22 protein-coding genes are annotated in these 21584 nt (G+C 72.4%); 14 read left to right on the forward strand and 8 right to left on the reverse strand.

Translation table 11 applies throughout. The annotated features are described in order from the left end of the window. Positions 1 to 144: 144 nt before the first annotated feature. From ACWEQG_RS29850 to ACWEQG_RS29910, 13 genes are all read left to right on the forward strand, one after another. Positions 145 to 1167, forward strand: coding sequence for a PaaX family transcriptional regulator (locus ACWEQG_RS29850; protein ID WP_452289783.1), 1023 nt, complete (start codon positions 145 to 147; stop codon positions 1165 to 1167). Between the two features lie 119 nt (positions 1168 to 1286). After that, positions 1287 to 2210, forward strand: coding sequence for a PaaX family transcriptional regulator (locus ACWEQG_RS29855; protein ID WP_452289785.1), 924 nt, complete (start codon positions 1287 to 1289; stop codon positions 2208 to 2210). A 149-nt stretch (positions 2211 to 2359) separates the two neighbouring features. After that, positions 2360 to 3253, forward strand: a complete 894-nt coding sequence (locus ACWEQG_RS29860) for a transporter substrate-binding domain-containing protein (RefSeq protein ID WP_363473437.1) — start codon at positions 2360 to 2362, stop codon at positions 3251 to 3253. A gap of 2 nt (positions 3254 to 3255) precedes the next feature. Then, positions 3256 to 4107, forward strand: a complete 852-nt coding sequence (locus ACWEQG_RS29865; protein ID WP_452289787.1) for an amino acid ABC transporter permease — start codon at positions 3256 to 3258, stop codon at positions 4105 to 4107. Next, positions 4104 to 4922: an amino acid ABC transporter ATP-binding protein gene (locus ACWEQG_RS29870; protein ID WP_452289789.1), complete on the forward strand. Its 819-nt coding sequence runs from the start codon at positions 4104 to 4106 to the stop codon at positions 4920 to 4922. Before ACWEQG_RS29865 ends, ACWEQG_RS29870 begins: the two co-directional genes overlap by 4 nt. Beyond that, a complete protein-coding gene (locus tag ACWEQG_RS29875; protein ID WP_452289791.1) occupies positions 4919 to 6055 on the forward strand; it encodes a CapA family protein in 1137 nt (378 codons plus the stop codon). Before ACWEQG_RS29870 ends, ACWEQG_RS29875 begins: the two co-directional genes overlap by 4 nt. Beyond that, complete coding sequence (locus tag ACWEQG_RS29880; protein WP_452289793.1) at positions 6048 to 7286, forward strand: CaiB/BaiF CoA transferase family protein; 1239 nt, start codon at positions 6048 to 6050, stop codon at positions 7284 to 7286. The genes ACWEQG_RS29875 and ACWEQG_RS29880 overlap by 8 nt, the downstream gene beginning before the upstream one ends. A gap of 1 nt (position 7287) precedes the next feature. Beyond that, positions 7288 to 8397 carry a 2-hydroxyacyl-CoA dehydratase gene (locus ACWEQG_RS29885; protein ID WP_452289795.1) on the forward strand — a complete coding sequence of 370 codons (1110 nt, stop codon included), beginning with the start codon at positions 7288 to 7290 and terminating at the stop codon, positions 8395 to 8397. After that, entirely contained in the window at positions 8385 to 9632 is a 1248-nt protein-coding gene (locus tag ACWEQG_RS29890; protein ID WP_452289797.1) for a 2-hydroxyacyl-CoA dehydratase, read from the forward strand. Before ACWEQG_RS29885 ends, ACWEQG_RS29890 begins: the two co-directional genes overlap by 13 nt. A gap of 130 nt (positions 9633 to 9762) precedes the next feature. Further along, positions 9763 to 10689: an SDR family oxidoreductase gene (locus ACWEQG_RS29895; RefSeq protein WP_452289799.1), complete on the forward strand. Its 927-nt coding sequence runs from the start codon at positions 9763 to 9765 to the stop codon at positions 10687 to 10689. A 10-nt stretch (positions 10690 to 10699) separates the two neighbouring features. Beyond that, the gene (locus ACWEQG_RS29900; RefSeq protein ID WP_452289975.1) at positions 10700 to 11590 is read left to right on the forward strand and encodes an amidohydrolase family protein; all 891 of its coding nucleotides are present in this window, start codon (positions 10700 to 10702) and stop codon (positions 11588 to 11590) included. Next, entirely contained in the window at positions 11587 to 12045 is a 459-nt protein-coding gene (locus tag ACWEQG_RS29905; protein WP_452289800.1) for a MaoC family dehydratase, read from the forward strand. Before ACWEQG_RS29900 ends, ACWEQG_RS29905 begins: the two co-directional genes overlap by 4 nt. A gap of 93 nt (positions 12046 to 12138) precedes the next feature. Then, complete coding sequence (locus ACWEQG_RS29910) at positions 12139 to 13689, forward strand: acyl-CoA synthetase (RefSeq protein WP_452289802.1); 1551 nt, start codon at positions 12139 to 12141, stop codon at positions 13687 to 13689. A 152-nt stretch (positions 13690 to 13841) separates the two neighbouring features. Here ACWEQG_RS29910 and ACWEQG_RS29915 read toward each other — a convergent pair whose 3' ends face one another. Beyond that, positions 13842 to 14492, reverse strand: coding sequence for a hypothetical protein (locus ACWEQG_RS29915; RefSeq protein WP_452289804.1), 651 nt, complete (start codon positions 14490 to 14492; stop codon positions 13842 to 13844). Between the two features lie 178 nt (positions 14493 to 14670). Here ACWEQG_RS29915 and ACWEQG_RS29920 point away from each other — a divergent pair, with 178 nt between their 5' ends. Further along, complete coding sequence (locus tag ACWEQG_RS29920; protein ID WP_452289806.1) at positions 14671 to 15255, forward strand: DJ-1/PfpI family protein; 585 nt, start codon at positions 14671 to 14673, stop codon at positions 15253 to 15255. A gap of 34 nt (positions 15256 to 15289) precedes the next feature. Here the strand turns inward: ACWEQG_RS29920 and ACWEQG_RS29925 are convergent, their stop codons facing one another. The 7 genes from ACWEQG_RS29925 to ACWEQG_RS29955 form a co-directional block, all read right to left on the reverse strand. Beyond that, a complete protein-coding gene (locus ACWEQG_RS29925) occupies positions 15290 to 16435 on the reverse strand; it encodes an RNA polymerase sigma factor (protein ID WP_452289808.1) in 1146 nt (381 codons plus the stop codon). Continuing rightward, on the reverse strand, positions 16432 to 16836 hold the full coding sequence (locus ACWEQG_RS29930) for a YciI family protein (protein ID WP_363469543.1): 405 nt from the start codon (positions 16834 to 16836) through the stop codon (positions 16432 to 16434). Before ACWEQG_RS29930 ends, ACWEQG_RS29925 begins: the two co-directional genes overlap by 4 nt. Before the next feature lie 125 nt (positions 16837 to 16961). Continuing rightward, positions 16962 to 17966 carry a M24 family metallopeptidase gene (locus ACWEQG_RS29935; RefSeq protein ID WP_452289810.1) on the reverse strand — a complete coding sequence of 335 codons (1005 nt, stop codon included), beginning with the start codon at positions 17964 to 17966 and terminating at the stop codon, positions 16962 to 16964. Further along, positions 17963 to 18898: an ABC transporter ATP-binding protein gene (locus ACWEQG_RS29940; protein ID WP_452289812.1), complete on the reverse strand. Its 936-nt coding sequence runs from the start codon at positions 18896 to 18898 to the stop codon at positions 17963 to 17965. The genes ACWEQG_RS29935 and ACWEQG_RS29940 overlap by 4 nt, the downstream gene beginning before the upstream one ends. After that, complete coding sequence (locus ACWEQG_RS29945) at positions 18895 to 19683, reverse strand: ABC transporter ATP-binding protein (RefSeq protein WP_452289814.1); 789 nt, start codon at positions 19681 to 19683, stop codon at positions 18895 to 18897. Before ACWEQG_RS29945 ends, ACWEQG_RS29940 begins: the two co-directional genes overlap by 4 nt. Further along, on the reverse strand, positions 19680 to 20555 hold the full coding sequence (locus tag ACWEQG_RS29950; protein ID WP_346229757.1) for an ABC transporter permease: 876 nt from the start codon (positions 20553 to 20555) through the stop codon (positions 19680 to 19682). Before ACWEQG_RS29950 ends, ACWEQG_RS29945 begins: the two co-directional genes overlap by 4 nt. Further along, entirely contained in the window at positions 20552 to 21577 is a 1026-nt protein-coding gene (locus ACWEQG_RS29955) for an ABC transporter permease (RefSeq protein WP_363469535.1), read from the reverse strand. Before ACWEQG_RS29955 ends, ACWEQG_RS29950 begins: the two co-directional genes overlap by 4 nt. Positions 21578 to 21584: the final 7 nt, after the last annotated feature.

Raw genomic sequence — 21584 nt, forward strand, 5'->3', positions numbered from 1 at the left:
CCGCCGGGCCGCGGCGGAGATCGCCGGGAAGAGTCCGGACGCGGGCCGGGTGACGTAAAATCCACGCAGGTCGAGCCTGGTGAGCGGCGCCCGTTTCCGGGACGTGGCCGCCTGGGGCACCTACACCGGCTGAGGAGTCTGACGATGGAGGGACGCCGGGTCGCCGCGTCGCCGGAACCCGGCTCCCTGCCCAGGGCCCGGCAAGGAGCGGAACCCCAGCGGCTGCTGACCACGCTGCTGGGCGACTACTGGTTCTGGCGGCAGGAGCACATCCCGTCGGCGGCGCTGGTCCGGCTGCTGGAGGAGTTCGGCATCACCGCGACCAGCGCCCGCGCCGCCCTGCGGCGCGTCGCCTCGCGGGGGCTGCTGGCCAGCTCCCGCAACGGCCGCACCACCGCGTACGGACTGCCGCCCCGGGCATACGACGTGATCGTCGCGCACATGCGCCGGCTGCTGACGTTCGGCGCCACCACGCCGGAGTGGGACGGGCAGTGGACGGTCGTCACGTTCTCGGTGCCGGAGGACCAGCGGGACACCCGCCGCGCGCTCCGCGACGGGCTGCGGCTGCTGCACTTCGGCATGATCTTCGACGCGGTGTGGGTGTCCCCGCACGACAAGACGGACGACGTCGTCGAACTCGTGCGGAGGCTGGGCGTGCGCGGGGCGGCCGTGTTCCGGGCCCGCGAGGTCGCCGGCGACGCCATCGACCCGGTGCTGGACCGCGCCTTCGACATCGCCGGGCTGCGCGAACGCTACCTGCGCTTCATCGACGCCCACCGGCCGGTCGCCGAGCGGCTGGCGGTGTCCGTCCCGCGCCCCGCCGCGGCGCTGCGGCTGAGAACCGCGATCATGACCGATTGGCGGGTGTTCCCCACGCTCGACCCCGATCTTCCGGCCGAGCTGCTCCCGGCCGGCTGGCCGCGCGACGAGGCCAGGCGGCTGTGCGTGCGGATCTACGACTCGCTCGGGGAGCCGGCGGAGCGGCGGTTCCGCGAGATCCTCGCCGAGTTCGACCCGGAGCTCGCCGGGCTGGCCGCGCACCACACCTTCGCGCAGGTGTCCGCCCTGGAGTCGCCGGCGACTCGCCGGCACACGAGCTTCGACGAGACGACGGACCGCGAGCGGCTGAATCTCCTCGCCGGAGGCGACCTGCGTCGTGTCCCGTGATCTTCCTCGCCCGCCGCGGCCGCCACGGCCGAGATCCGGTCCGGACGGCTTCATGTCGCTCAAAAGCATGACATCTTGATAACGAGCGCACGTTCAAGCGTTGTCCATATACTCCTGTTGTGAATGATGGTGAAAGGTCCGAGGCAGAGGACCTCGATTTCCCGCGCTTCCAGGTGGGCGCACCTCCGCAGCACCTGATCACGACGCTTCTCGGGGACTACTGGATCGGCCGGCCAGAGCAGCTGCCGTCCGCGGCCCTGGTGCGGCTGACCGAGGAGTTCGGCGTCTCCGCCGTGGCGGCCCGGGCCGCGCTCAGCCGCCTGACCAAGCGAGACCTGCTGGAGTCGTCCAAGGCCGGGCGGCGCACCTACTATCGCCTGACGGATCGGGCCGCCGCCGTGATGCTGGAAGGGCGGCAGCGGATCATGTCCTTCGGCCTGGAGCAGGGCGCGTGGGACGGCAGATGGGTGATGGCGGCGTTCTCCATCTCCGAGGAGCAGCGCGACCTGCGCCACGCGCTGCGCGCCCGGCTGCGCTGGCTCGGCTTCGCCCCGCTCTACGACGGGTTGTGGGTCTCGCCGACCGCCGACGCCGACAGCGCGGCGGCCGTGCTCGCCGAGCTGGAGATCCCCATGTCGACGATCTTCCGTGCCGAGGCCCTCGATCTGCCGGGCATGCGCGCCCCCCGGGAGGCCTGGGACTTCGACCAGCTCCGGCGCACCTACGAGGAGTTCGTGGCGCAGCACTCGCCACTTCTGGAGCGGGTCCGCAGGGGCGTGGTGGGCGCGTCCGAGGCGCTGGTGGCGCGTACGGGGATCATGGACACCTGGCGGACCTTCCCCAACCACGACCCCGACCTGCCCGCTGAGCTGCTGCCCGCCGACTGGCCGCGTGCCGCGGCCCGAGATCTCTTCGTGGAGATCTACGACACCCTCGGGCCGCTCGCCGAGTTCCGCGTCAAGCAGATCGTCGCGGAGTTCGAACCCGAGCTGGCCGAGCTGGTCGCCCATCACCGGACCAGCTCCATCCTCGCGCTCGCCTGACCGCTCCCCGGCGACGGGGCGGCGCTCCGGCCGCCCCGCACGTCTCCGCTGCACAACCGCCTCTTGACAGGTGTGCATCCTTAGGTGTGACACTTATCCCCACGACCGCAAAGTGAAGTGCAGCATTAACTGGTCGCGGAAGGACCACCATGAGAATGCCCAGGACCATCCTCGCGGGTGCGGCGGCTTTGGCCCTCGCCAGTGTCGCAGCCTGCGGTGGAGGCGACGGTGAGACGGAGCGGCCGGCCGGCGCGACGGCTCTGTACGACGCCCTGCCCGACAGCATCAAGGAAGCGGGCGTCATCCGATTTGCCGGGGATTCCCACCCGCCCTATCGGATCGTCGCCAACGACGGCAAGACCGTCACGGGCATCGACAAGGAGTTGCAGGACGCCCTCGGCAAGGTGCTCGGGGTCCGCACCGAGATCTCGATCGTCAGCGGCCTGCCCGCGGCGCTGTCCGGCATGCTCGCCTCCCGATACGACGCCTTCAACGGCCCGGTCAAGGACAGCGCCGAGCGTGAGAAGCAGTTCGACGCGCTCGTGTGGATGGTCACCCGGACCTCCTACCTGATCCCCAAGGCCGGCTCCTCGGCCATCAAGAGCTCGGCCGACCTCTGCGGCAAGCGCGTCGCCGGCACCGCCGGCAGCATCGTGGAGGACCAGGCCAAGCGCCTGACCGAATGGTGCGCCAAGCAGGGCAAGCCGGCGATGGAGTTCATCGGCTTCGCCGACACCAACGGCACAATTCTCGCCGCCAAGTCCGGCCGGGCCGACGCGGCCGGCATGACCGAGAGCGCCGCGCTCGACGTGCTCTCCAAGGAGAAGGACGCCTTCACCTACGTCACACAGACCGACGAGCAGGGCGCCGGCGTCGACCAGCTGGCGATGCTCGTGCCCAAGTCCAGCGGTCTCGGCCCGGTCATGTTCGACGCGTTCAAGGAGATCTTCAAGAACGGCGAGTACAAGAAGATCATGGACAAGTACGGGCTCCAGAAGGTGGCGGTGCCCGAGCCCAAGATGAACACCGCGGCGACGCAATGAGCGTGGCACCACCCGTGGCCCCACAGGCCGTGGACGTCGCCGCCGCCCGTCCGCGCATCCGGCCCCTGCGCTGGGTGGCCGGAGTCGTGCTGCTCGTGCTCGTCGCGCAGTTCGCCTGGTTCGTCGTCACCAATCCGAAATTCGGCTGGCCGGTGGTCGGCAGGTACCTGTTCGACCCGAACATCCTGCGCGGCCTGGGCATGTCGCTGCTGCTCACCGTCATCGCGATGGTGCTGGGCAGCGTTCTCGGGGTGCTCCTCGAGGTGGGCAGGATGAGCGGCTTCCGGCCGGTGGTCTGGGCGTGCACCGCCTACGTCACGGTCTTCCGCAGCATCCCGCCCCTGGTCCAGCTGATCTTCTGGTTCAACCTGAGCTACTTGCTGCCGCGGATCTCGTTGGGCGTGCCGTTCGGCCCGACCTTCGTTTCGTGGCCGACCAACTCCGTGATCAGCTCGCTGACCGCGGCCGTCATCGGACTCACCCTGCACGAGGCCGCGTACATGGCCGAGATCGTCAGGGCCGGCATCACGGCGGTGGACGGCGGCCAGCGCGACGCGGCCAGTGCGATGGGGTTCACCGCCAGGCAGAGCTTCGTCAAGGTCGTGCTCCCGCAGGCGATGCGGGTGATCGTCCCGCCCACCGGCAGCCAGTTCATCACCGTGCTCAAGGGCACCTCGCTGGTCAGCGTGATCGCGATGACCGACCTGCTCTACTCGGTGCAGGTGATCTACAACAGGACCTACGAGGTCGTGCCGCTGTTGATCGTCGCGTGCGCCTGGTACCTGGTGGTGGTCATCAGCCTGTCGCTCGGCCAGCGGCGCCTGGAGCAGCACTTCGGAAAGGGGCAGCGGTGAGCGACACGCCGGTCCTGCGCATCCGTGACGTGCGCAAACAGTTCGGCGACCACGCGGCGCTCGACGGGGTGAGCCTGGACGTGCACGAGGGCGAGGTCGTCACCGTGATCGGCCCGTCCGGCTCGGGCAAGTCCACGCTGGTCCGGTGCGTCCACCAGCTGCAGGGCATCGACGGCGGGGCCATGTACCTCGACGGGGAGCTGCTCGGCTACGAGTTCCACCGAGGCCACCTGCGCCCCCTGCCGGATCGGCGCGTGGCCGCGCAGCGCGGCCGCATGGGCATGGTCTTCCAGCAGTTCAACCTGTTCGCGCACTGGACCGTGCTGCGCAACGTCGTCGAGGCGCAGGTGCTCATCCACGGCCGGAGGCCGGAGGAGGCGCGGCGGGAGGCGCTGCGGCTGCTGGAGCGGGTGGGGCTCGCCGACAAGGCGGACGCCCATCCCCGGATGCTCTCCGGGGGCCAGCAGCAGCGCGTCGCCATCGCCAGGGCCCTGGCCACCAACCCGCGGATCATGCTGTTCGACGAGCCCACCAGCGCGCTGGACCCCGAGCTGGTGGACGAGGTGCTGAGCGTGGTGCTCGACCTGGCCCGCGGCGGCATGACCATGATCATTGTGACGCACGAGATGAGCTTCGCCCGCGAGGTGGCCGATCGGTGCGTCTTCATGGAGAAGGGTCGGATCGTCGAGACCGGCACTCCCGAGGAGATCTTCGACAACCCCGCCTCGCCCCGGCTGAAAGCCTTCCTGTCGCGCTTCGGGCGCGCGGCGCAGACCCCCGATGAACGACTGCTGGAGGAGGAGTCCACCTTTTGAGCTTCACGGTAATGGCCGTCGGCGACCTCGTCGTCGACGAGCCCGACCCCGCGTCCTTCTTCGCCCCGGCCCGGGAGACGCTGGGCCGGGGCGATGTGGTCATCGGCCACATCGAGGTGCCCCACAGCACGTCCACCGCCCAGGTGAGCACCGACGTTCCCGCCCCGCCCGCCGATCCCGCCGCGCTCTCCGCGGTCGCCGAAGCCGGCTTCCACGTGGTGACGCTCGCGGGCAACCACGTCTACGACGTCGGCGACCAGGGGGTGGCCGACACGATCAAGTACGCGACCGAGGCCGGAATGGCCACGGCGGGCGCCGGTCTGACCCTGGAGGAGGCCCGCCGTCCCGCCGTCGTGGAGCGCGACGGACTGCGGGTAGGGGTGCTCAGCTACAACTGCGTCGGTCCCCGCGAGTCCTGGGCGACCAGCCGCAAGCCCGGCTGCGCGTACGTCAAGGTGCTGACCCATTACGAACTCGACCACGCCAGCCCCGGCGGGCCGCCCGCCGTCTACACCTTCGCCGACCCCGCCACTTTGGAGCGGATGGCCGAGGACGTGGCGGCCCTGGCCGCCGAGGTCGACATCGTGACGGTGTCGATGCACAAGGGCGTCGGGCACACGCCCGCCGTGCTGGCGATGTACGAGCGGCCCGTGGCGCACGCCGCGATCGACGCCGGCGCGCACGCCGTGTTCGCCCACCACGCCCACATCATGCGCGGCGTCGAGATGTACCGCGGCAGGCCGATCTACCACGGCCTGGGCAACTTCGTGACCGTCACCCACGCGTTGACGCCCACCACGGGCGACGCGGGCGAACGGGCCGAGTGGGCGCGCCGCAGGGTCGAGCTGTACGGCTTCGCGCCCGACCCCGGCATGCCGTACTACCCCTTCCACCCCGAGAGCCGGAACACAGCGATCGCGGTCTGCCGGTTCGACCGGGACGGCCAAGGCTCGGCCGGCCTCGTCTCGGCGGGCATCGTGCCCTGCTGGATCGACGACGCGGGCCGTCCGGTGCCGCTCGGCGACGACGAGGAGGGGCGGCGCGTCGTGTCGTACATCGAGCACATCACCCGGCAGGCGGGTCTGAAGACGGAGTTCCACTGGGAGGGAAACGAGGTGGTGCTGCGTGACTGACCGTCCGCTCGCCGGCCGCACGGTGATCGATCTGACCACCGCACTGTCCGGACCGTACGCGACCCTGCTGCTGGCCGGGCTCGGCGCCCGCGTGATCAAGGTGGAGAACCCGCTGACCGGCGGCGACAGCTCCCGCAACAACGCGCCCTATCTCGGTGCGGACGGGCTGACGCTGGCGCGCCACGGGGACGACGACATGTCCGTGTCGATGCTCCTGCGGGGCCGCAACAAGCAGAGCGTCACGCTCAACCTCAAGCACCCCAAGGCCCGCGACATCCTGGCCGGTCTGGTCAGGGAGGCGGACATCATGATCGACAACTACAGCGCCGGCGTCACGGCGCGGCTCGGCATCGGTCACGACTGGGCCGCCGCGATCAACCCGCGCATCGTCTGCACGTCGATCAGCGGCTTCGGCGCGCAGGGCGGTCCCGGCTCGGGCAAGGCGATGGACACGATCGTCCAGGCGCTCAGCGGCGTGATGATGACCGCCGGCGCGCCCGGCGAGCCGCCGGTCCGCTTCGGGCTGCCGGTGGGCGACCTGGTCGCGCCGCTGTACGCGGTGATCGGCACGCTCGCCGCGGTCCTGCGGGCCGACGCGACCGGCCAGGGCCAGCACGTGGACGTGTCCATGCTGGGCGCGCTGACCTCGCTGGTCGCGTGCGAGCCGTTCGACGCCTACGAGAAGCTGGGCCTGCCCATGCGCACGGGGACGACCGTGCCCAGGCTGGCGCCGTTCGGAACGTTCCCCGCCGCGGACGGCTGGTTCGCGCTGTGCGGCCCCACCGACGCGTTCGCCCGCGGCCTGTTCACGGCGATGGGACGCGACGATCTGGCCGCGGACCCGCGCTACGCCACGCGGGACGCGCGCGTGGCCAACGCCGCAGAGCTGCACGAGCTGGTGGCCTCGTGGGCGGGGGACCGCCCGCTCGCCGTGATCCTCGATCTGCTCGCCCGGCACGGGGTCCCCGCGGCCGAGGTGCGCGAGCCCGGAGACGCCGTGCGCGACCCGCTCGTGCTGGACCGCGAGGAGGTCGTGCCGCTGGAGCATCCGAGTCACGGCCGCCAGGGGGACCTGTACGGGACCGGCGTGCCGATCCGCTTCTCCGCCTCGCAGGCGGGGCTCGACCGGCCGGCGCCCGGCCTCGGCGAGCACAACGCCGAGATCTACGGCGGCCTGCTCGGCTACTCCGACGACGAGCTCAAGGCCCTGGCCGAAGAGGGAGTGATCTGACATGCCCACGGCGCTGGCCGCGCTGGAGGAGGCCTACGCCCGGCGCGGCGCGCCTCCGGCCGCACCTCCGGCGGCCTCGACGGGCGCGACCGGCGACCGGGCGCCGGTCGCCGGCTACGTCGGGGCGGACGTGCCGGTCGAACTGCTGACCGCCGCGGGGATGCGCGCGGTCCGCCTCACGGGCGACCCGGACTCCGGCTCCGAGCTCGGAGACCGCTACCTGGGCCGCGGGGTGGACCCGGCGGCCCGCTCGGTGCTCACCCGGCTGCTCGCCGGGTCCTTCGGCGACCTGGACCGCATCGTGGTCTCGCACGACTGCGAGGCGTCCCTGCGGCTGTTCTACGCGCTGCGCGAGCTGCGCCGGGTCGAGCCGGGCACCGGACTGCCCGAGGTGTACCTGGTGGACATCCTGCACCTGCCGCACCGCACGACCGCGCGGTACAACCGCCGCAGGATCGGCGAGTTCGCGGCCAGGCTGGAGGCCTGGACCGGCCGCCGCCTCGACCTGGCCGGAGCGGTGGCGGCGCACGACGAGCGCCGCCGCCTGCTGACCGCCGTCGCCGAGCTGCGCCGGGCCGTGCCCGCCCGCTTGACGGGACGCCAGTTCCTCGCGGCGGCCAACGCGGCCCTGCCCGTTCACGAGCACATCGCGCTGCTGGAACGGCTGCTGTCCGAGGCGGGACAGCTCCCGGAACACGCCGGGCGGCGCGTCTTCCTGAGCGGCAGCGACCACGACACGCCGCACGTGTACGAGGCCGTCGAGTCCGAGGGCTACGTGATCGTCGGCGAGGACCACTCCTTCGGCGACCTCTTCCTCAGGGAGCCGGTCGGCGCGGCGGGCCTGGACGCGCTGGCCGAGCACTACCACCACGGCGGCCCGACCGCCCACCGGGCCACGGTGAGCGAGCGCGCCGCCCATGCGGCGAGGGCCGTACGGGACTGCCGGGCCGAGCTCTTCGTCGCCTATTCCAGGATCGGCGACGAGGCCCCGGCCTGGGACTTCCCCGCGCAGCGCGCGGCGCTCGACATCCCCGCCGTGCTGCTGGAACGCCAGGACTACGGGCGCGCCGACCTGACCGCCCTGCGGAAGGAACACCCATGCGCAGTGTGAAATCCCTCGCCACGGCGGCCGAGGCGGGCAGGCACCAGCGCGAATGGTTCGCCGACCTGCGGCGGCGGGTCGCCGCCGGCGAGCCGTTCGCCCTGCTCAACGCCGACGTCCCGCACGAGATCTTCCGCACGATGGACATCCCGTACGCCGTCAGCCAGTGGTGGGCGTCCCTGGTCGCCGCAAAGCAGCGCTCGGGGCACTACCTGGAGCTGGTGCGGCAGCGCGGCTACCCCGACTACTCCGAGCAGTACAACTCGGTCACCCTCGGCTCCGCCTTCGATCCCGAACCGGAGGCCGGCCCCTGGGGTGGCCTGCCGAAACCGGACATCGTCGTCGGGGACGCCACCGGTGACATCACCCGCAAGGTCTTCGACATCTGGGGCCACGAGCCCGGGGTCACCTTCTATCCGCTGGAGAACGCCGCCGAGAACGAGGTCCCCGTCAACTGGTGGGAGCTGATGCCGCACCGCTGGGAGCAGGCCGTCGGCCCGGCCAGGCTGGACCTGCTCACCGCGGAGCTGGAGAACCTCGTCAGGTTCCTGGAGACCACCACCGGCAGGCGGTTCAGCGAGTCCCGCTTCCGCGAGGTGATGGCCCTGGTCAACGAGCAGGAGGAGTGGAACAGGAAGACCCGCGACCTCATCGCCCGCACCCGGCCCGCGCCGCTCGGCGTCGTCGACAGCATCCCCAGCGTCATGCTCCCGCAGTGGCACCGCGGCACCGAGTGGGCCAGGGACATCGCCAGGCGCTTCTACGAGGAGGTGCGCGAGCGGGTCGACACGGGCCAGGCCGCGTGCCCGGATGAGCGGGCCCGGCTGATGTGGATCGGCCGTGGCCTCTGGTACGACATGGGCTTCTACCAGCGCTTCCAGGAGCAGTACGGCGCGGTGTTCGTCTGGTCGATGTACCTGGCCATCGCCGCCGACGGGTACATCCGCTACGGCGACGACCCCATGCGGGCGCTGGCGGCACGCTTCGCCGCCTTCGGCGACCAGCTCTACACCCCGCCGTGGTCGAGCGAGTGGTACGTGAAGGAGGCCCGCCTGCACGGCATCGACGGCGTGGTCCACCTGGTCTCCGACGACCCCCGCGGCAGCTACTTCACCGCCAGGGCACTGGAGGCGGCCGGGTTCCCGGTGATCGAGATCCACGCCGACAACGTCGACGCCCGCACCTTCGACGACGAGGTCGTCAAGCGCATCGGTCAGTGGCTGGAGGACGTCGTCCTGGCCTGACCACGATCGTTTCCCCGCACCGCTTCCGTCATGCGGATCCGTACCGCACGGATGTTGGGCAAATCTTTGACGATCGTCATAAGAGTGCATATATTCCGAATCAATCGCCGTACAACTCAGGGGGAGTCCCATGGATCTTTCCGGCAAGGTCGCCGTCGTCACAGGTGCGGGCCGAGGGCTCGGCCGCGCGTACGCCGAGGCACTGGCCGCGTCCGGAGCGGCGGTGGTCGTCAACGACGTGGACGCCGAAGCGGCGGCGCAGGTCGTCGACGCCATCACCGGCAACGGCGGCCGGGCGACGAGCGTCGTCGCCCCGGTCGGATCCGCCGAGGTGGCCGAGCGGCTGGTCGACACGGCCGTGAAGGAGTTCGGCCGGCTCGACGTGATGGTCACCAACGCGGGCATCCTGCGCGACCGGGTGCTCTGGAAGATGTCGGACGACGACTTCGACGCGGTGATCGACGTGCACCTGCGCGGCACGTTCACCTGCGCGCGGGCGGCGGCGATCCGGATGCGTGAGCAGGGGACCGGCGGCCGGCTGATCCTGATCTCCTCGCCGGCGGGCCAGCGCGGGAACTTCGGGCAGACCAACTACGCGGCGGCCAAGGCCGGCATCGTGGCGATGGCCAGGACCTGGGCGATGGAGCTGGGCAGGGCGAACATCACGGTGAACGCGGTCGTCCCGGTGGCGGCCACGGAGATGACCAAGACGATCCCCGTGTTCGCGCCGATCATCGAGGAGTCCGAGCGGACCGGGAAGCCGTTCCCCGAGTGGCTGCGCAAGGACGAGGGGCTGGGCACGGTCGAGGACGTGGCGGGGCTCGTCGTGTTCCTCGCCTCGGACGCCTCCGCGGGGGTTACCGGCCAGGCGATCGGGATCGGCGGCGACCGCCTCGCGCTGTGGTCGCACCCCGCGGAGAAGGCCGTCGCGTTCGCCGACGGAGGGTGGACGGCCGAGAGCATCGCCGCCTCCTGGCAGTCGGGTGTCGGCGCCGAGCCGGAGACGTACGGCATCCCCGCGCCGAAGGCCCCCGCCTCGGACGCGCAGGGAGCCTGACATGGCCGTCATGAACGTCGCCGATCTGGTCGCGATCGACGTCCACACCCACGCGGAGATCTCCAAGGACGGGCACGGCTCGCTGAGCCCCGAGCTGTTCGGCGCCTCGGAGGACTACTTCAAGGCCCACGGGCACCGCCAGCCCACCATCCCGGAGATGGCCGCGTACTACCGGGAGCGGAAGATGGCCGCGGTGGTGTTCACCGTCGACGCCGAGCACGCCACCGGGCACCCGCGCATCTCCAACGAGGAGGTCGCGGAGAGCTGCGCGGAGCACGCCGACGTGCTGATCCCGTTCGCCAGCGTCGATCCGTGGAAGGGCCGGGCGGGCGCGCGCGAGGCGCGGCGGCTGGTCCAGGAGCACGGCGTGCGCGGGTTCAAGTTCCACCCGAGCATCCAGGGCATCGCCCCCAACGACCCCGTGGCGTACCCGTTGTACGAGGCGATCGAGGAGCTGGGCGTCCCGGCGTTGTTCCACACCGGACAGACCGGCATCGGCGCGGGCGTCCCCGGCGGGGGCGGGATCCGGCTCAAGTACGGCAACCCTATGCTGGTGGACGACGTGGCCGTGGACTTCCCGGAGTTGCGGATCATCCTGGCCCATCCGTCGTTCCCCTGGCAGGACGAGGCGCTCGCGGTGGCCACGCACAAGCCGTACGTCTACATCGACCTGTCGGGATGGTCGCCGAAGTACTTCCCGCCGCAGCTCGTGCGGTACGCCAACACCCTGCTGAAGGACAAGGTGCTCTTCGGTTCCGACTACCCGGTGATCACCCCGGACCGCTGGCTCGCCGACTTCGACAAGCTCGAGATCAAGCCCGAGGTCCGCCCCAGGATTCTGAAGGACAACGCCGTACGCCTGCTCGGGCTCGGCGCGCAGGAGAGGACGACGGACGCATGACCACCACGGCGTACGGGCTCGACGAGATCAGGGCGCTGGCCGGCAAGGACCTCGGCCACAGCGGCTGGTTGGAGATCACCCAGGAGCGGGTGAACACCTTCGCCGACGCCACCGGCGACCACCAATGGATCCACGTCGACCCCGACAAGGCCAAGGACGGCCCGTTCGGCGGCACCATCGCCCACGGGTACCTGACCCTGTCCCTGCTCATCCCGATGTTCACCGAGCTGCTGGACATCCAGGGCGTGAAGATGAGCATCAACTACGGCCTGGAGAAGGTCCGCTTCCCCAGCCCGGTCAGGGTCGGCGCCAGGATCCGCCTGGCCGCCGCCGTCGTCTCCGTCGAGGACGTCCCCGGCGACGGTGTCCAGATGCACCTGGACTTCACCGTCGAGATCGACGGCGCGGCCAAGCCGGCCTGTGTCGCCCGCGCGATCTACCGGCACTACGCCTGACGCCGTTTTCCCACCGAGGACCACCAGGTCGGCCTCGCCTGCTCGATCTGGGCGCCTCAGCCCGCTCCCCAGCTGTCAGGAGGTCGAACACCAATGCGCAACGCCGGACTGGGAGGGTGGCCCGCCCGCCGGGCCCGGATGACACCGGACCGGACCGCGTTCGTCTTCGGCGACCGGCACGTCACCTATGCCGAGGTCCACGAGCGGACGACACGGCTGGCGTCGCGGTTGCGCGCGGCGGGGGTGCGGGCCGGCGATCGGGTCGCCTACCTCGGCCGCAACCACGTCGCCTTCGTCGAGACGATGTTCGCCACGCACCTGCTCGGGGCGATCTTCGTGCCGCTGAACTTCCGGCTGGCCGCGCCCGAGATCGGGTACATGCTGGGCCACTCGGGCGCCGAGGTCCTGATCTACGCGCCCGAGTGCGCCGAGGTGGTCCGGACCCTGCCGGACACCGCGGCCGCCCTCCGGGAGGTGGTGGCCCTCGATGCTCCGGGGCCGGGGGAGCGGGACTACGAGAGCTGGCTCGCGGAGGGCGACCCCACCCCGATCGACATGCCGGTGCGGATGGACGACACCGCGCTCATCCTCTACACCTCGGGTACGACCGGGCGGCCCAAGGGCGCGATGCTCACGCACGGCAACCTCGTGTGGAACTGCTTCAACCTCCTGCTCGGCGTCGACGTCACCAGCGACGAGACGACCCTGATCAGCGCCCCGCTCTTCCACGTCGCCGCCCTGAACCAGACCCTGCTGCCGACCTTCCTCAAGGGCGGCCGCTCGGTGATCATGCCGTCGTGGGACGTCGACGAGTGTTACGACCTCATGGAGAAGCACCGGGTCACCTGGATGTTCGGGGTCACCACGATGTTCGCCGCGTTCGCCCGGTCGCCCCGGTGGGCGGGCGCGAACCTGTCGTCGCTGCGCAACCTCATGGCCGGGGGCGCGGCGATCCCCGCCGCGCTGATCCGCACCTACCAGGAACGGGGCCTGGTGTTCTGCCAGGGATACGGGCTCACCGAGACCGCTCCCGGCGCCACCTTCCTCGAGGCCAGCCAGAGCGTGCGCAAGGTGGGCTCGGCCGGGGTTCCGGTGTTCTTCGCCAACGTGCGGGTCGTCCAGCCCGACGGCACGGACGCGGCGGTGGGACAGCCGGGCGAGGTGCTGATCCAGGGGCCGAACGTGACGCCCGGCTACTGGCGCGACCCGGAGGCGACCGCCGCCGCGTTCTCCGACGAGGGCTGGTTCGGCTCCGGCGACGTCGGCGTCCTGGACGAGGAGGGCCACCTGTACGTCGTCGACCGGGTCAAGGACATGTACATCTCGGGCGGGGAGAACGTCTACCCGGCCGAGGTCGAGGCGGCGATCTTCGAGCATCCGGCCATCGCCGAGGTCGCCGTGCTCGGCGTGCCCGACGCCAAATGGGGCGAGGTCGGCCGCGCGTTCGTGGTCCTGCGGCCCGGCGCGAGCGTCACCGCCGGCGAGCTGAGCGACTTCCTCCGGCCTCGTCTGGCGAAGTACAAGATCCCAGCGTATTTCGACATCACGGACGACCTGCCGAAGACGGGCTCGGGCAAGATCCAGAAGCCCCGGCTGCGCGGCCTTCCGCTGCCCGGCGCCGGCACCTCCACTTCTCCGGCGTGACCGCGGACCCGTAGTCCGCGGCGGGCGACGGGACGAGGCCGATCCGCCCGCCGACGGCGAGGCCGACGGGCCAGCGGCGCGCCCGTCGCGCGGTGCCGCCGCTCGCGGACCCGCGCGAGGCGCCCACCGTCTCCTCCCTCGTGCTCCCTCCGTTACTTGGCGCCGGCCCTGGTGCGCCGGGTGGTGCCCGCGGGGGTCTTCGCCGCGCCCGCGGCCGTGGCGGCTCTCCTCCCGGCCGCCGTCTGCGCCGCGGGCTCCGGCATGCCCGGGGTCCCGGCGGTGGGCGTTCCCGGCGGCGTGGCGGTGCTCGTCCCGCGGGTCTCCTTCTGCGGACCGCTGAGCGGGGACCAGCGCTGCTCACGGCCCCTGGCGCGCTGCGCGATCAGCGTTCCCGCGCCGATCGCGGCCGCCACGGGCCATTCCAGGATGCCGAGCGCGGCCAGCGCGCCAAGCCCGCCGTAGTACATGATGCGCTCCGGCGGCGGGAGGAACGTCCGGGCCATGTCCACGGCGTGCCCGACGTCGCGGCCGCTGATGTGCGGCATGCCCACGTGCGGCATGTGCATTTCGGGCGCCCGCAGCTGGATTCGCAGGAACGGCAGGTTCAGGTCCAGCTGGGGCCGGTTCCCCTCCTTCATCTCCGGGCCCGGGCCGGTGGGCGGAGCCGGAGTGGGCGTGGGTGTGGGCGGTGTGGTCGTCGCCCGGGCGCGGCCCGCGCGGGCCCTGGTGGTCGTCGTTCCCGTCGCGGCCGTGCCGGCCGCGGTGCCGGTCGTGGTGCCCGGCGTCGTCTCGGTCGTGGTCATGGATCCTCCCCCGATGGCGTTTCCCCCGGTCGCGGATCTCGGCCTGACCCGCGGAGCTCAAGAAAATGACCTTTCCATCCTCTATCGAGCCTCCTGTGGTTGCTGGTGCTGATAGCGACTATTTGCCCACTTTTGCCGCTGCTTTCGTGCTCCGCGTCCCTGCGGAAGGATGGCGGGCATGACACGCGTAGGAATCCTGCTGTTCGACCAGGTGGAGGAGCTGGACGCGGTCGGCCCCTGGGAAGTCTTCGGCATGTGGGCGAAGCTGCGCCCGGAGGAGGCGGAGGTCGTCGCGTTCGCGCCGCGGGCGGGAGCCGTACGGGCGTCCAAGGGGCTGACCCTGCACGCCGACAGGTCGGCGGCCGACGTCGGGCGTCTCGACGTCCTCGTGCACCCGGGCGGCGCCGGGACCCGCCCTCAGCTGAGGGATCCGGAACACCTCGGATGGGTGCGGGACCAGCGCGCACGCGTGCCCCTGATGACCAGCGTCTGCACCGGCTCGCTCGTCTTCGCCGCGGCCGGCCTGCTGGCGGGCCGCCCGGCGACCTCGCACTGGGGCGCCCTCGACCAGCTCGCCGAGCTGGATCCGAGCATCGACGTCCGCCGCGGCGAGCGCTTCGTCGACGACGGCGACGTCGTCACCTCGTCCGGGGTGTCGGCGGGCATCGACATGGCGCTCCATCTGGTGGCGCGGCTCGCCGGGGCCGAGCGGGCCCGGGAGGTGCGCCGGCACATGCAGTACGACCCCGCGCCGCCCGTGTAGGGCCGCGGATCCCCGACGCCGTCCCGGCGTGCGCTCACGGACGCAGCAGTTGCCGCACCCGTGCGGCCTCCCGCGTGAGGTGGTCGCGCTCCGGCACGCCGGCGGCGGCACGGGAGGCCTCGGCGTACAGCTCGGCGGCGTGCGCGAGGTCACCGGCGCGTTCGTGCAGGTACGCCCGCACCGCGACGTGACGGGGCAGATCGGGATCGACGCCGGCCAGCGCCGCCAGGCCGGCCTGCGGTCCGTCGGCCTCGCCGACCGCCACCGCCCGGTTGAGGCGCACCACCGGGCTGCCGGTGAGGAGCAGCAGTTCGTCGTACCACTCCACGATCTGCACCCAGTCCGTCTCGGCGGCGCAGCGGGCGTCCGCGTGCAGTGCGGCGATCGCGGCCTGCGCCTGGTATTCGCCCAGCCGGTCGCGGGCCAGCGCGGCCTGCAGGATCGCCACCCCCTCGGTGATCAGGCCGGTGTCCCAGCGCGACCGGTCCTGCTCGGCGAGCGGCACCAGGCGGCCTCCCGGGCCGGTGCGGGACGCGCGGCGCGCGTGATGCAGCAGCATGAGCGCGAGCAGCCCCGCGACCTCGGGCTCGTCGGTCAGGACGGCGAGCTGGCGGGTGAGGCGGATCGCCTCGGCCGCCAGGTCGACGTCTCCGCCGTACCCCTCGTTGAAGACGAGGTAGAGCACGCGCAGCACCGTCCCGAGATCGCCGGGCTGGTCGAGCGGCAGCCCGGCGATCCGCCGCTTGGCCCGGCTGATCCGCTGCGCCATGGTCGCCTCGGGGACGAGGTGGGCCGCCGCGATCTGCCGTGTGGTCAGGCCGCCGACCGCGCGCAGCGTCAGGGCGACGGCCGAGCTCTGCGGCAGGGTGGGGTGCGCGCACAGGAAGTAGAGCCGCAGGGTGTCGTCGGCGGCGCGCGCCGGGCCGGCGGGAGGCTCGGCCTCCACGGCGAGCTCCCGCCCCCGTCGCGACGTCTCGGCGCGGGCGGCGTCGAGGAACCTGCGCCACGCGACCGCGACGAGCCATGCCCTCGGGTCGCGCGGCGGATCGTCCGGCCAGGTTTCCAGCGCCCGGATCAGGGCCTCCTGCACGGCGTCCTCGGCCGACGCGAAGTCCGCTCCGCGCCGGACGAGGACACCGATGACCGCGGGCACGAGCTCCCGCACCAGCGACTCGTTCACTCGGTCACCATGAGCGACTGGGTGAGGAACGGCCGCACCTCCAGCCACTCGTGGATCGGCTTGCCCCCGGCGCCGGGAGCGGCGGACAGCTCCCCGGCCAGCTGGACCGCGCGGTCCCACGACTCCACGTCGATGATCATCCAGCCGGCGATGAGGTCCTTGGTCTCGGCGAACGGACCGTCGGTCACCGGCGGGCGCCCCTCGCCGTCGTACCGCACGAACGCGCCCTCGGGCGCCAGTGCCTGTTCGCCGACGAACTCACCCGTCTCCACCAGCCGGGCCGCGAAGTCGCGCATGTACTGCACGTGCGCGTCGACCTCCTCCGGCGTCCACTGGTCCATCGGCACGTCGTTGACCGAAGCCGGCGCGCCCCGGTAGTGCTTCAGCAGCAGGTACTTCACGGTGGTTCTCCCTCTCCGTCGCGCGGCCCGTCGTGGCCACTGTGTCCCTGGGACGGAGCCGGCACCACATCCTCGACACATGGAGGCGTGCCGATTTCCAGAATCTTCTTCCGGCCGCGGCCGGTCTACCGGTCGAGGACGTGCAGCGCGCGGGAGCCGGTGCTGAGCACCTCCGGCCCGTCCTCGCCGCACACGACCACGTCGCAGACCCGGGCGCCGAAGAGGTCGGGCAGGTAGACGGCGGGCTCCAGGCAGACGGCCATCCCGGCCGAGAACGTCTCCCCGGCCGCCAGCCAGGGCGCCTCGGCCGGGCTCAGCCCGATGCCCCGGCCCGTCCGCGCGGCGGTGTAGTCGCCGTAGCCGCTGCCGTCGACGACCTCGCGGGCGGCCGCGGCGGCCTCGGCGCACGCCACCCCGGGGCGTACGCGGTCGACGGCGGCTTCCTGGGCGGCGAGGACGACCGAGTACATGGCGTCGAAGTCCTCCGGCGGCTCAGCGACCGCGAAGACCCGGGCGACCTCGGCGCAGTAGCCGTTCCAGCGTCCGCCGACCGAGACGAGCAGCGCGTCGCCGGGGTTGATCACCCGTTCGCACGGCCGGTGGCGCGCGTCGGCGGAGTGCTCGCCCGCGGCGACGAGCACGGAGGGCGCCCCTTCGCAGCCCGTCTCGGCGAGCATCGTCCGGAGCCTGCGGGCCATCGCCCGCTCGGTGGCGCCGAACCACGCGAGCTCGCGGGCGGCGAGTAGCACGGCGTCGGCCGCCGCGGCGGCGTGCCGCAACGCGGCCACCTCGGCCGCGCGTTTGCGCAGGCGCAGCGGCGCCAGCACGACCGAGGCCAGCACGAGCTCCGCGTCGAGGCGCAGCGCGAACAGCTCGGCGGCGTGCATCTGGGGATCCACGGCCACACGGCGGGCCGCCGGCGGCACGAGGGCCGCGGCCCGCGCGGGATCGCCGGCCGGCGCGGGCGGCCCGTCGAGCGCCACCACGATGTAGCCCTCCTCGCCGCCCGCCGCCGCCAGCGGGTCCGCCCGCAGGTACCGGAAGTCGGGGGAGGGGCGCAGCACGAGGGCGTCGATGCCCGCACCGGCCATCCCGGCGCGTACGTGCTCCAGCACGAGCGGGTCGATCATGACAGGGCGGACGGCTCCGGCTCGTGCAGCCAGCAGGCCACCGGGCCGAAGTCGGGCTCCCGCTCCCGGCACACGTCCATCGCGAACGGGCAGCGGGGATGGAACCGGCAGCCCGCCGGGGGATCGGCGGGGTCGGGCACGTCCCCGGGCAGCTCGGCGGGCAGCACCCCGGCACCGTCCGGCGACGGGATCGCGGCGAGCAGCGCCCGCGTGTACGGGTGCCGGGGGTCGGCCCACACCTCCGCGGTCGGCCCGGTCTCCACGATCTTGCCGAGGTACATGACCGCGATCCGGTCGGCGATCAGCCGTACGACGGACAGGTCGTGGCTGATGAACAGCAGGCCCGCGCCGGACTCCACGGCGAGGTCGCGCATGAGCCGGGCCACCTGCGCCTGGGCGGAGGCGTCCAGGGCGGAGATCGGCTCGTCCCCGATCAGCAGCGACGGCCGGGCGGCGAGCGCCCGCGCGATGGCGACGCGCTGCCGCTGCCCTCCGGAGAACTCGTGCGGATAACGGCCGGCGAACGCGCGCGGCAGCCCGACCCGTTCGAGCAGGTCGGCGGGGCTGGTCGCGGTGTCGCCGGCGGTGCGCAGGCCGTCGGCGATCTGCGCGCCCACGCGCCGGCGCGGGTTCAGGGAGGAGTACGGATCCTGGAACACCATCTGTACGCCGCTGAGCGCCGGATCCCTGCGGCGCAGCCCGAGGGGCGTCACCGGATGCCCGCCGACGAGGATCCGTCCCGAGGCCGTGCCGTGCAGCCCGCACACCGCCCGGGCCAGGGTGGACTTGCCGCACCCGGACTCGCCGACGAGGCCGACGACCTCGCCGGCGGCGACGCGCAGGCCGGCCCCGGCCACCGCCCGCACGACCGGGCGGCCCGGCGTGCGGTGCTCCACGACCAGGTCCTCGACGGACAACAGGGGGGTGGTCATCGTGAATCCTCCGCAGGCGGCACGGGCAGGGCGTCGAGCAGCGAACGGGTGTAGGGGTGGCGGGGCTCGCGCAGCACCTGAGCGCGCGGGCCGGTCTCCACGACCAGACCGTCCTTCATCACGCTCACCTCGTTGGCGACCGCCGACATCACGCCGAGGTCGTGGGTGACGAGGAGGACGGCGAGGCCGAGGTCGTCGCACAGGCCGCGCAACAGGCGGAGGATCCCGGCCTGCACGGTCACGTCGAGCGCGGTCGTCGGCTCGTCGGCGATCAGCACCTCGGGCTCGCAGGCCAGCGCGACCGCGATGGCGATCCGCTGCCGCATCCCGCCGGAGAACTGGTGCGGGTAGCGCTTGAGCGCCTCCTCCGGGCCCGGGATGCGCACCTTGGCGAGCAGGGCGGCGGCCCGCTCCCGTGCCTCGTTCCTGCCGAGGCGCAGGTGGTGGCGCATGTGCTCGGTGAGCTGCCGCCCGACCGTCAGCATGGGGTGCAGGCTGGTCGACGGGTCCTGGAAGACCATGGCGATCTTCGCGCCGCGTACCTCGTTGAGCTCGCGGGCCGGCATCCCCAGCAGGTCGCGCCCGCCGAACTCGATCCGTCCCGAGGCGCGGGAGCCGTGGGGGAGCAGGCCGAGCACGGCGAGACCGGTCATGGTCTTGCCCGAGCCGCTCTCCCCGGCGAGACCGTGCACGCGGCCCGCCTCCAGGGTCAGGTCCACGCCGTACAGGACGTCGTGGCCGCCGATGGACACCCGCAACCCCTCGATCGTCAGCGCGGAGCTCACAGCGCACGCTCCTTGATCGCCCGTGCGGTACGCGGGTCGAGCGCGTCGCGCAGCGTGTCGCCGAGGAAGTTGAACGCGAGGACGACCGTCAGGATGGCGAGCCCGGGGAACGTCGCGACCCACCAGCTGTCGAAGACGTCCACTCCCGCGGCCACCATCGCGCCCCACTCGGGTGACGGCGGTTTGGCACCGAGCCCGAGGAACGACAGGCCCGACAGCAGCAGCAGCGCGGTGCCGATGTCGAGCGTGGCGAGCACCAGGACCGGCCCGGTGACGTTCGGCAGCACGTCCACCCGCAGCGAGCGCCAGGCCGAGAAGCCCAGCAGCCGGCCGCTCAGCACGTACTCCCGCTCCCGTACGCCGAGCACGAGGCCTCGGGTGACCCGCGCGTACGCCGGCCAGGCGACGACGAGCACGGCGAGCACCGCGTTGCCGAGGCTCGCGCCGAGGGCGGCGGCCACGACCATCGCGAGGATGACGGTGGGGAAGGCGAACACGAGGTCGGCCAGGCGCATGATCGTCTCGTCCACCCACCGGCCGAAATAGCCCGCGCAGGCGCCGAGCAGGCCGCCGATCAGCACCGACAGCACCACGAGCAGCAGCGTGAGCGGGATGGACACCCGCGCGCCGTACATGACCCGGCTGAGGATGTCGCGGCCGAGCTGGTCGGTGCCGAGCCAGTGGCCCGGGCCGGGCGGCGCGAGCCGGGGCAGCTCCTGCGCCAGCGGGTCGTGCGGCGCGAGCACCGGCGCGGCCAGCGCGACCACGATCCAGGCCAGCGCGACGACGACGCCGACGACCGCCAGCGGCCGCCGCCACGCCTGGGGGAGCCGGCTCACGCGGGTGCGCGCGAACAGGCCGGCGCGCTTCACGAGACCCTCACTCTCGGATCGACGACGCCGTACAGCACGTCGACGACCAGGTTGATGACGAGGTAGACCACGCCCACCACGAGACCGACGCCCATGACGGCGGGCAGGTCGAGGGTGGTGGCGCTCTTGTAGGCGTACTGGCCGACTCCCGGCCAGGCGAAGACGGCCTCCACCAGCACGGTGCCGGACAGCAGGCTGCCGAACGCGAGACCGGCCACGGTGATCACGGGCACCAGCGCCGGACGCAGGACGTACCGGAACAGCACCACGCGGCCGGGCAGGCCCTTGGCGCGGGCGGCGCGGACGTAGTCCTGCCCGAGCACCTCCAGCACGGCCGAGCGGGTGAACCGGGTCAGCAGGCCGATCGTGTAGAGGGCCAGCACGAGCGCCGGGGCGGCCAGGTGGCCGACGGCCGAGGAGAACACGTCCCACCGGCCCGACAGCAGGGCGTCGACCGTGTAGAGACCGGTGACCTGCGGCGGCGGGGTCATCCCGGGGTCGATGCGGCCGCTGCCCGGAGTGATCTGGAGCCGGAAGAAGAACACGTAGAACGCCATCAGCGCGAGCCAGAACGTCGGCACCGAGATGCCGACCAGGCTCAGCACCCGGAGCACGTGGTCCGCGAGACGGTCGCGGCGCAGCGCCGCGACCACCCCGAACCCGACGCCGAGGATCAGCGAGACGACGATCGCGGCCCCGGCCAGCTCCAGCGTGGCCGGCACGGACTGGGCGAGGTCGTCCAGCACCGGGCGGTGACTCTGCTGGCTCGTCCCGAGGTCGCCGTGCAGCAGCCCGCCGAGGTGCGCGAGGTACTGCTGCGGCAGCGGCCGGTCGAGACCGTGGTCGGCGCGCCACTGGGCCACGATCGCCGGGTCGCCGAGCGCCCGCTGGCCGAGGTTGGCCGCAACGGGGTCGCCCGGCACCAGGTTGGTCAGCACGAAGGTGACCAGCGTGATCCCCACCGCCAGCAGCAGCGCCGTGACGATCCGCCGCACCAGGAACCGGGCGAGCGGGCTGCGCACCGCCCGG

This window comes from Microbispora sp. NPDC004025, assembly GCF_053604425.1.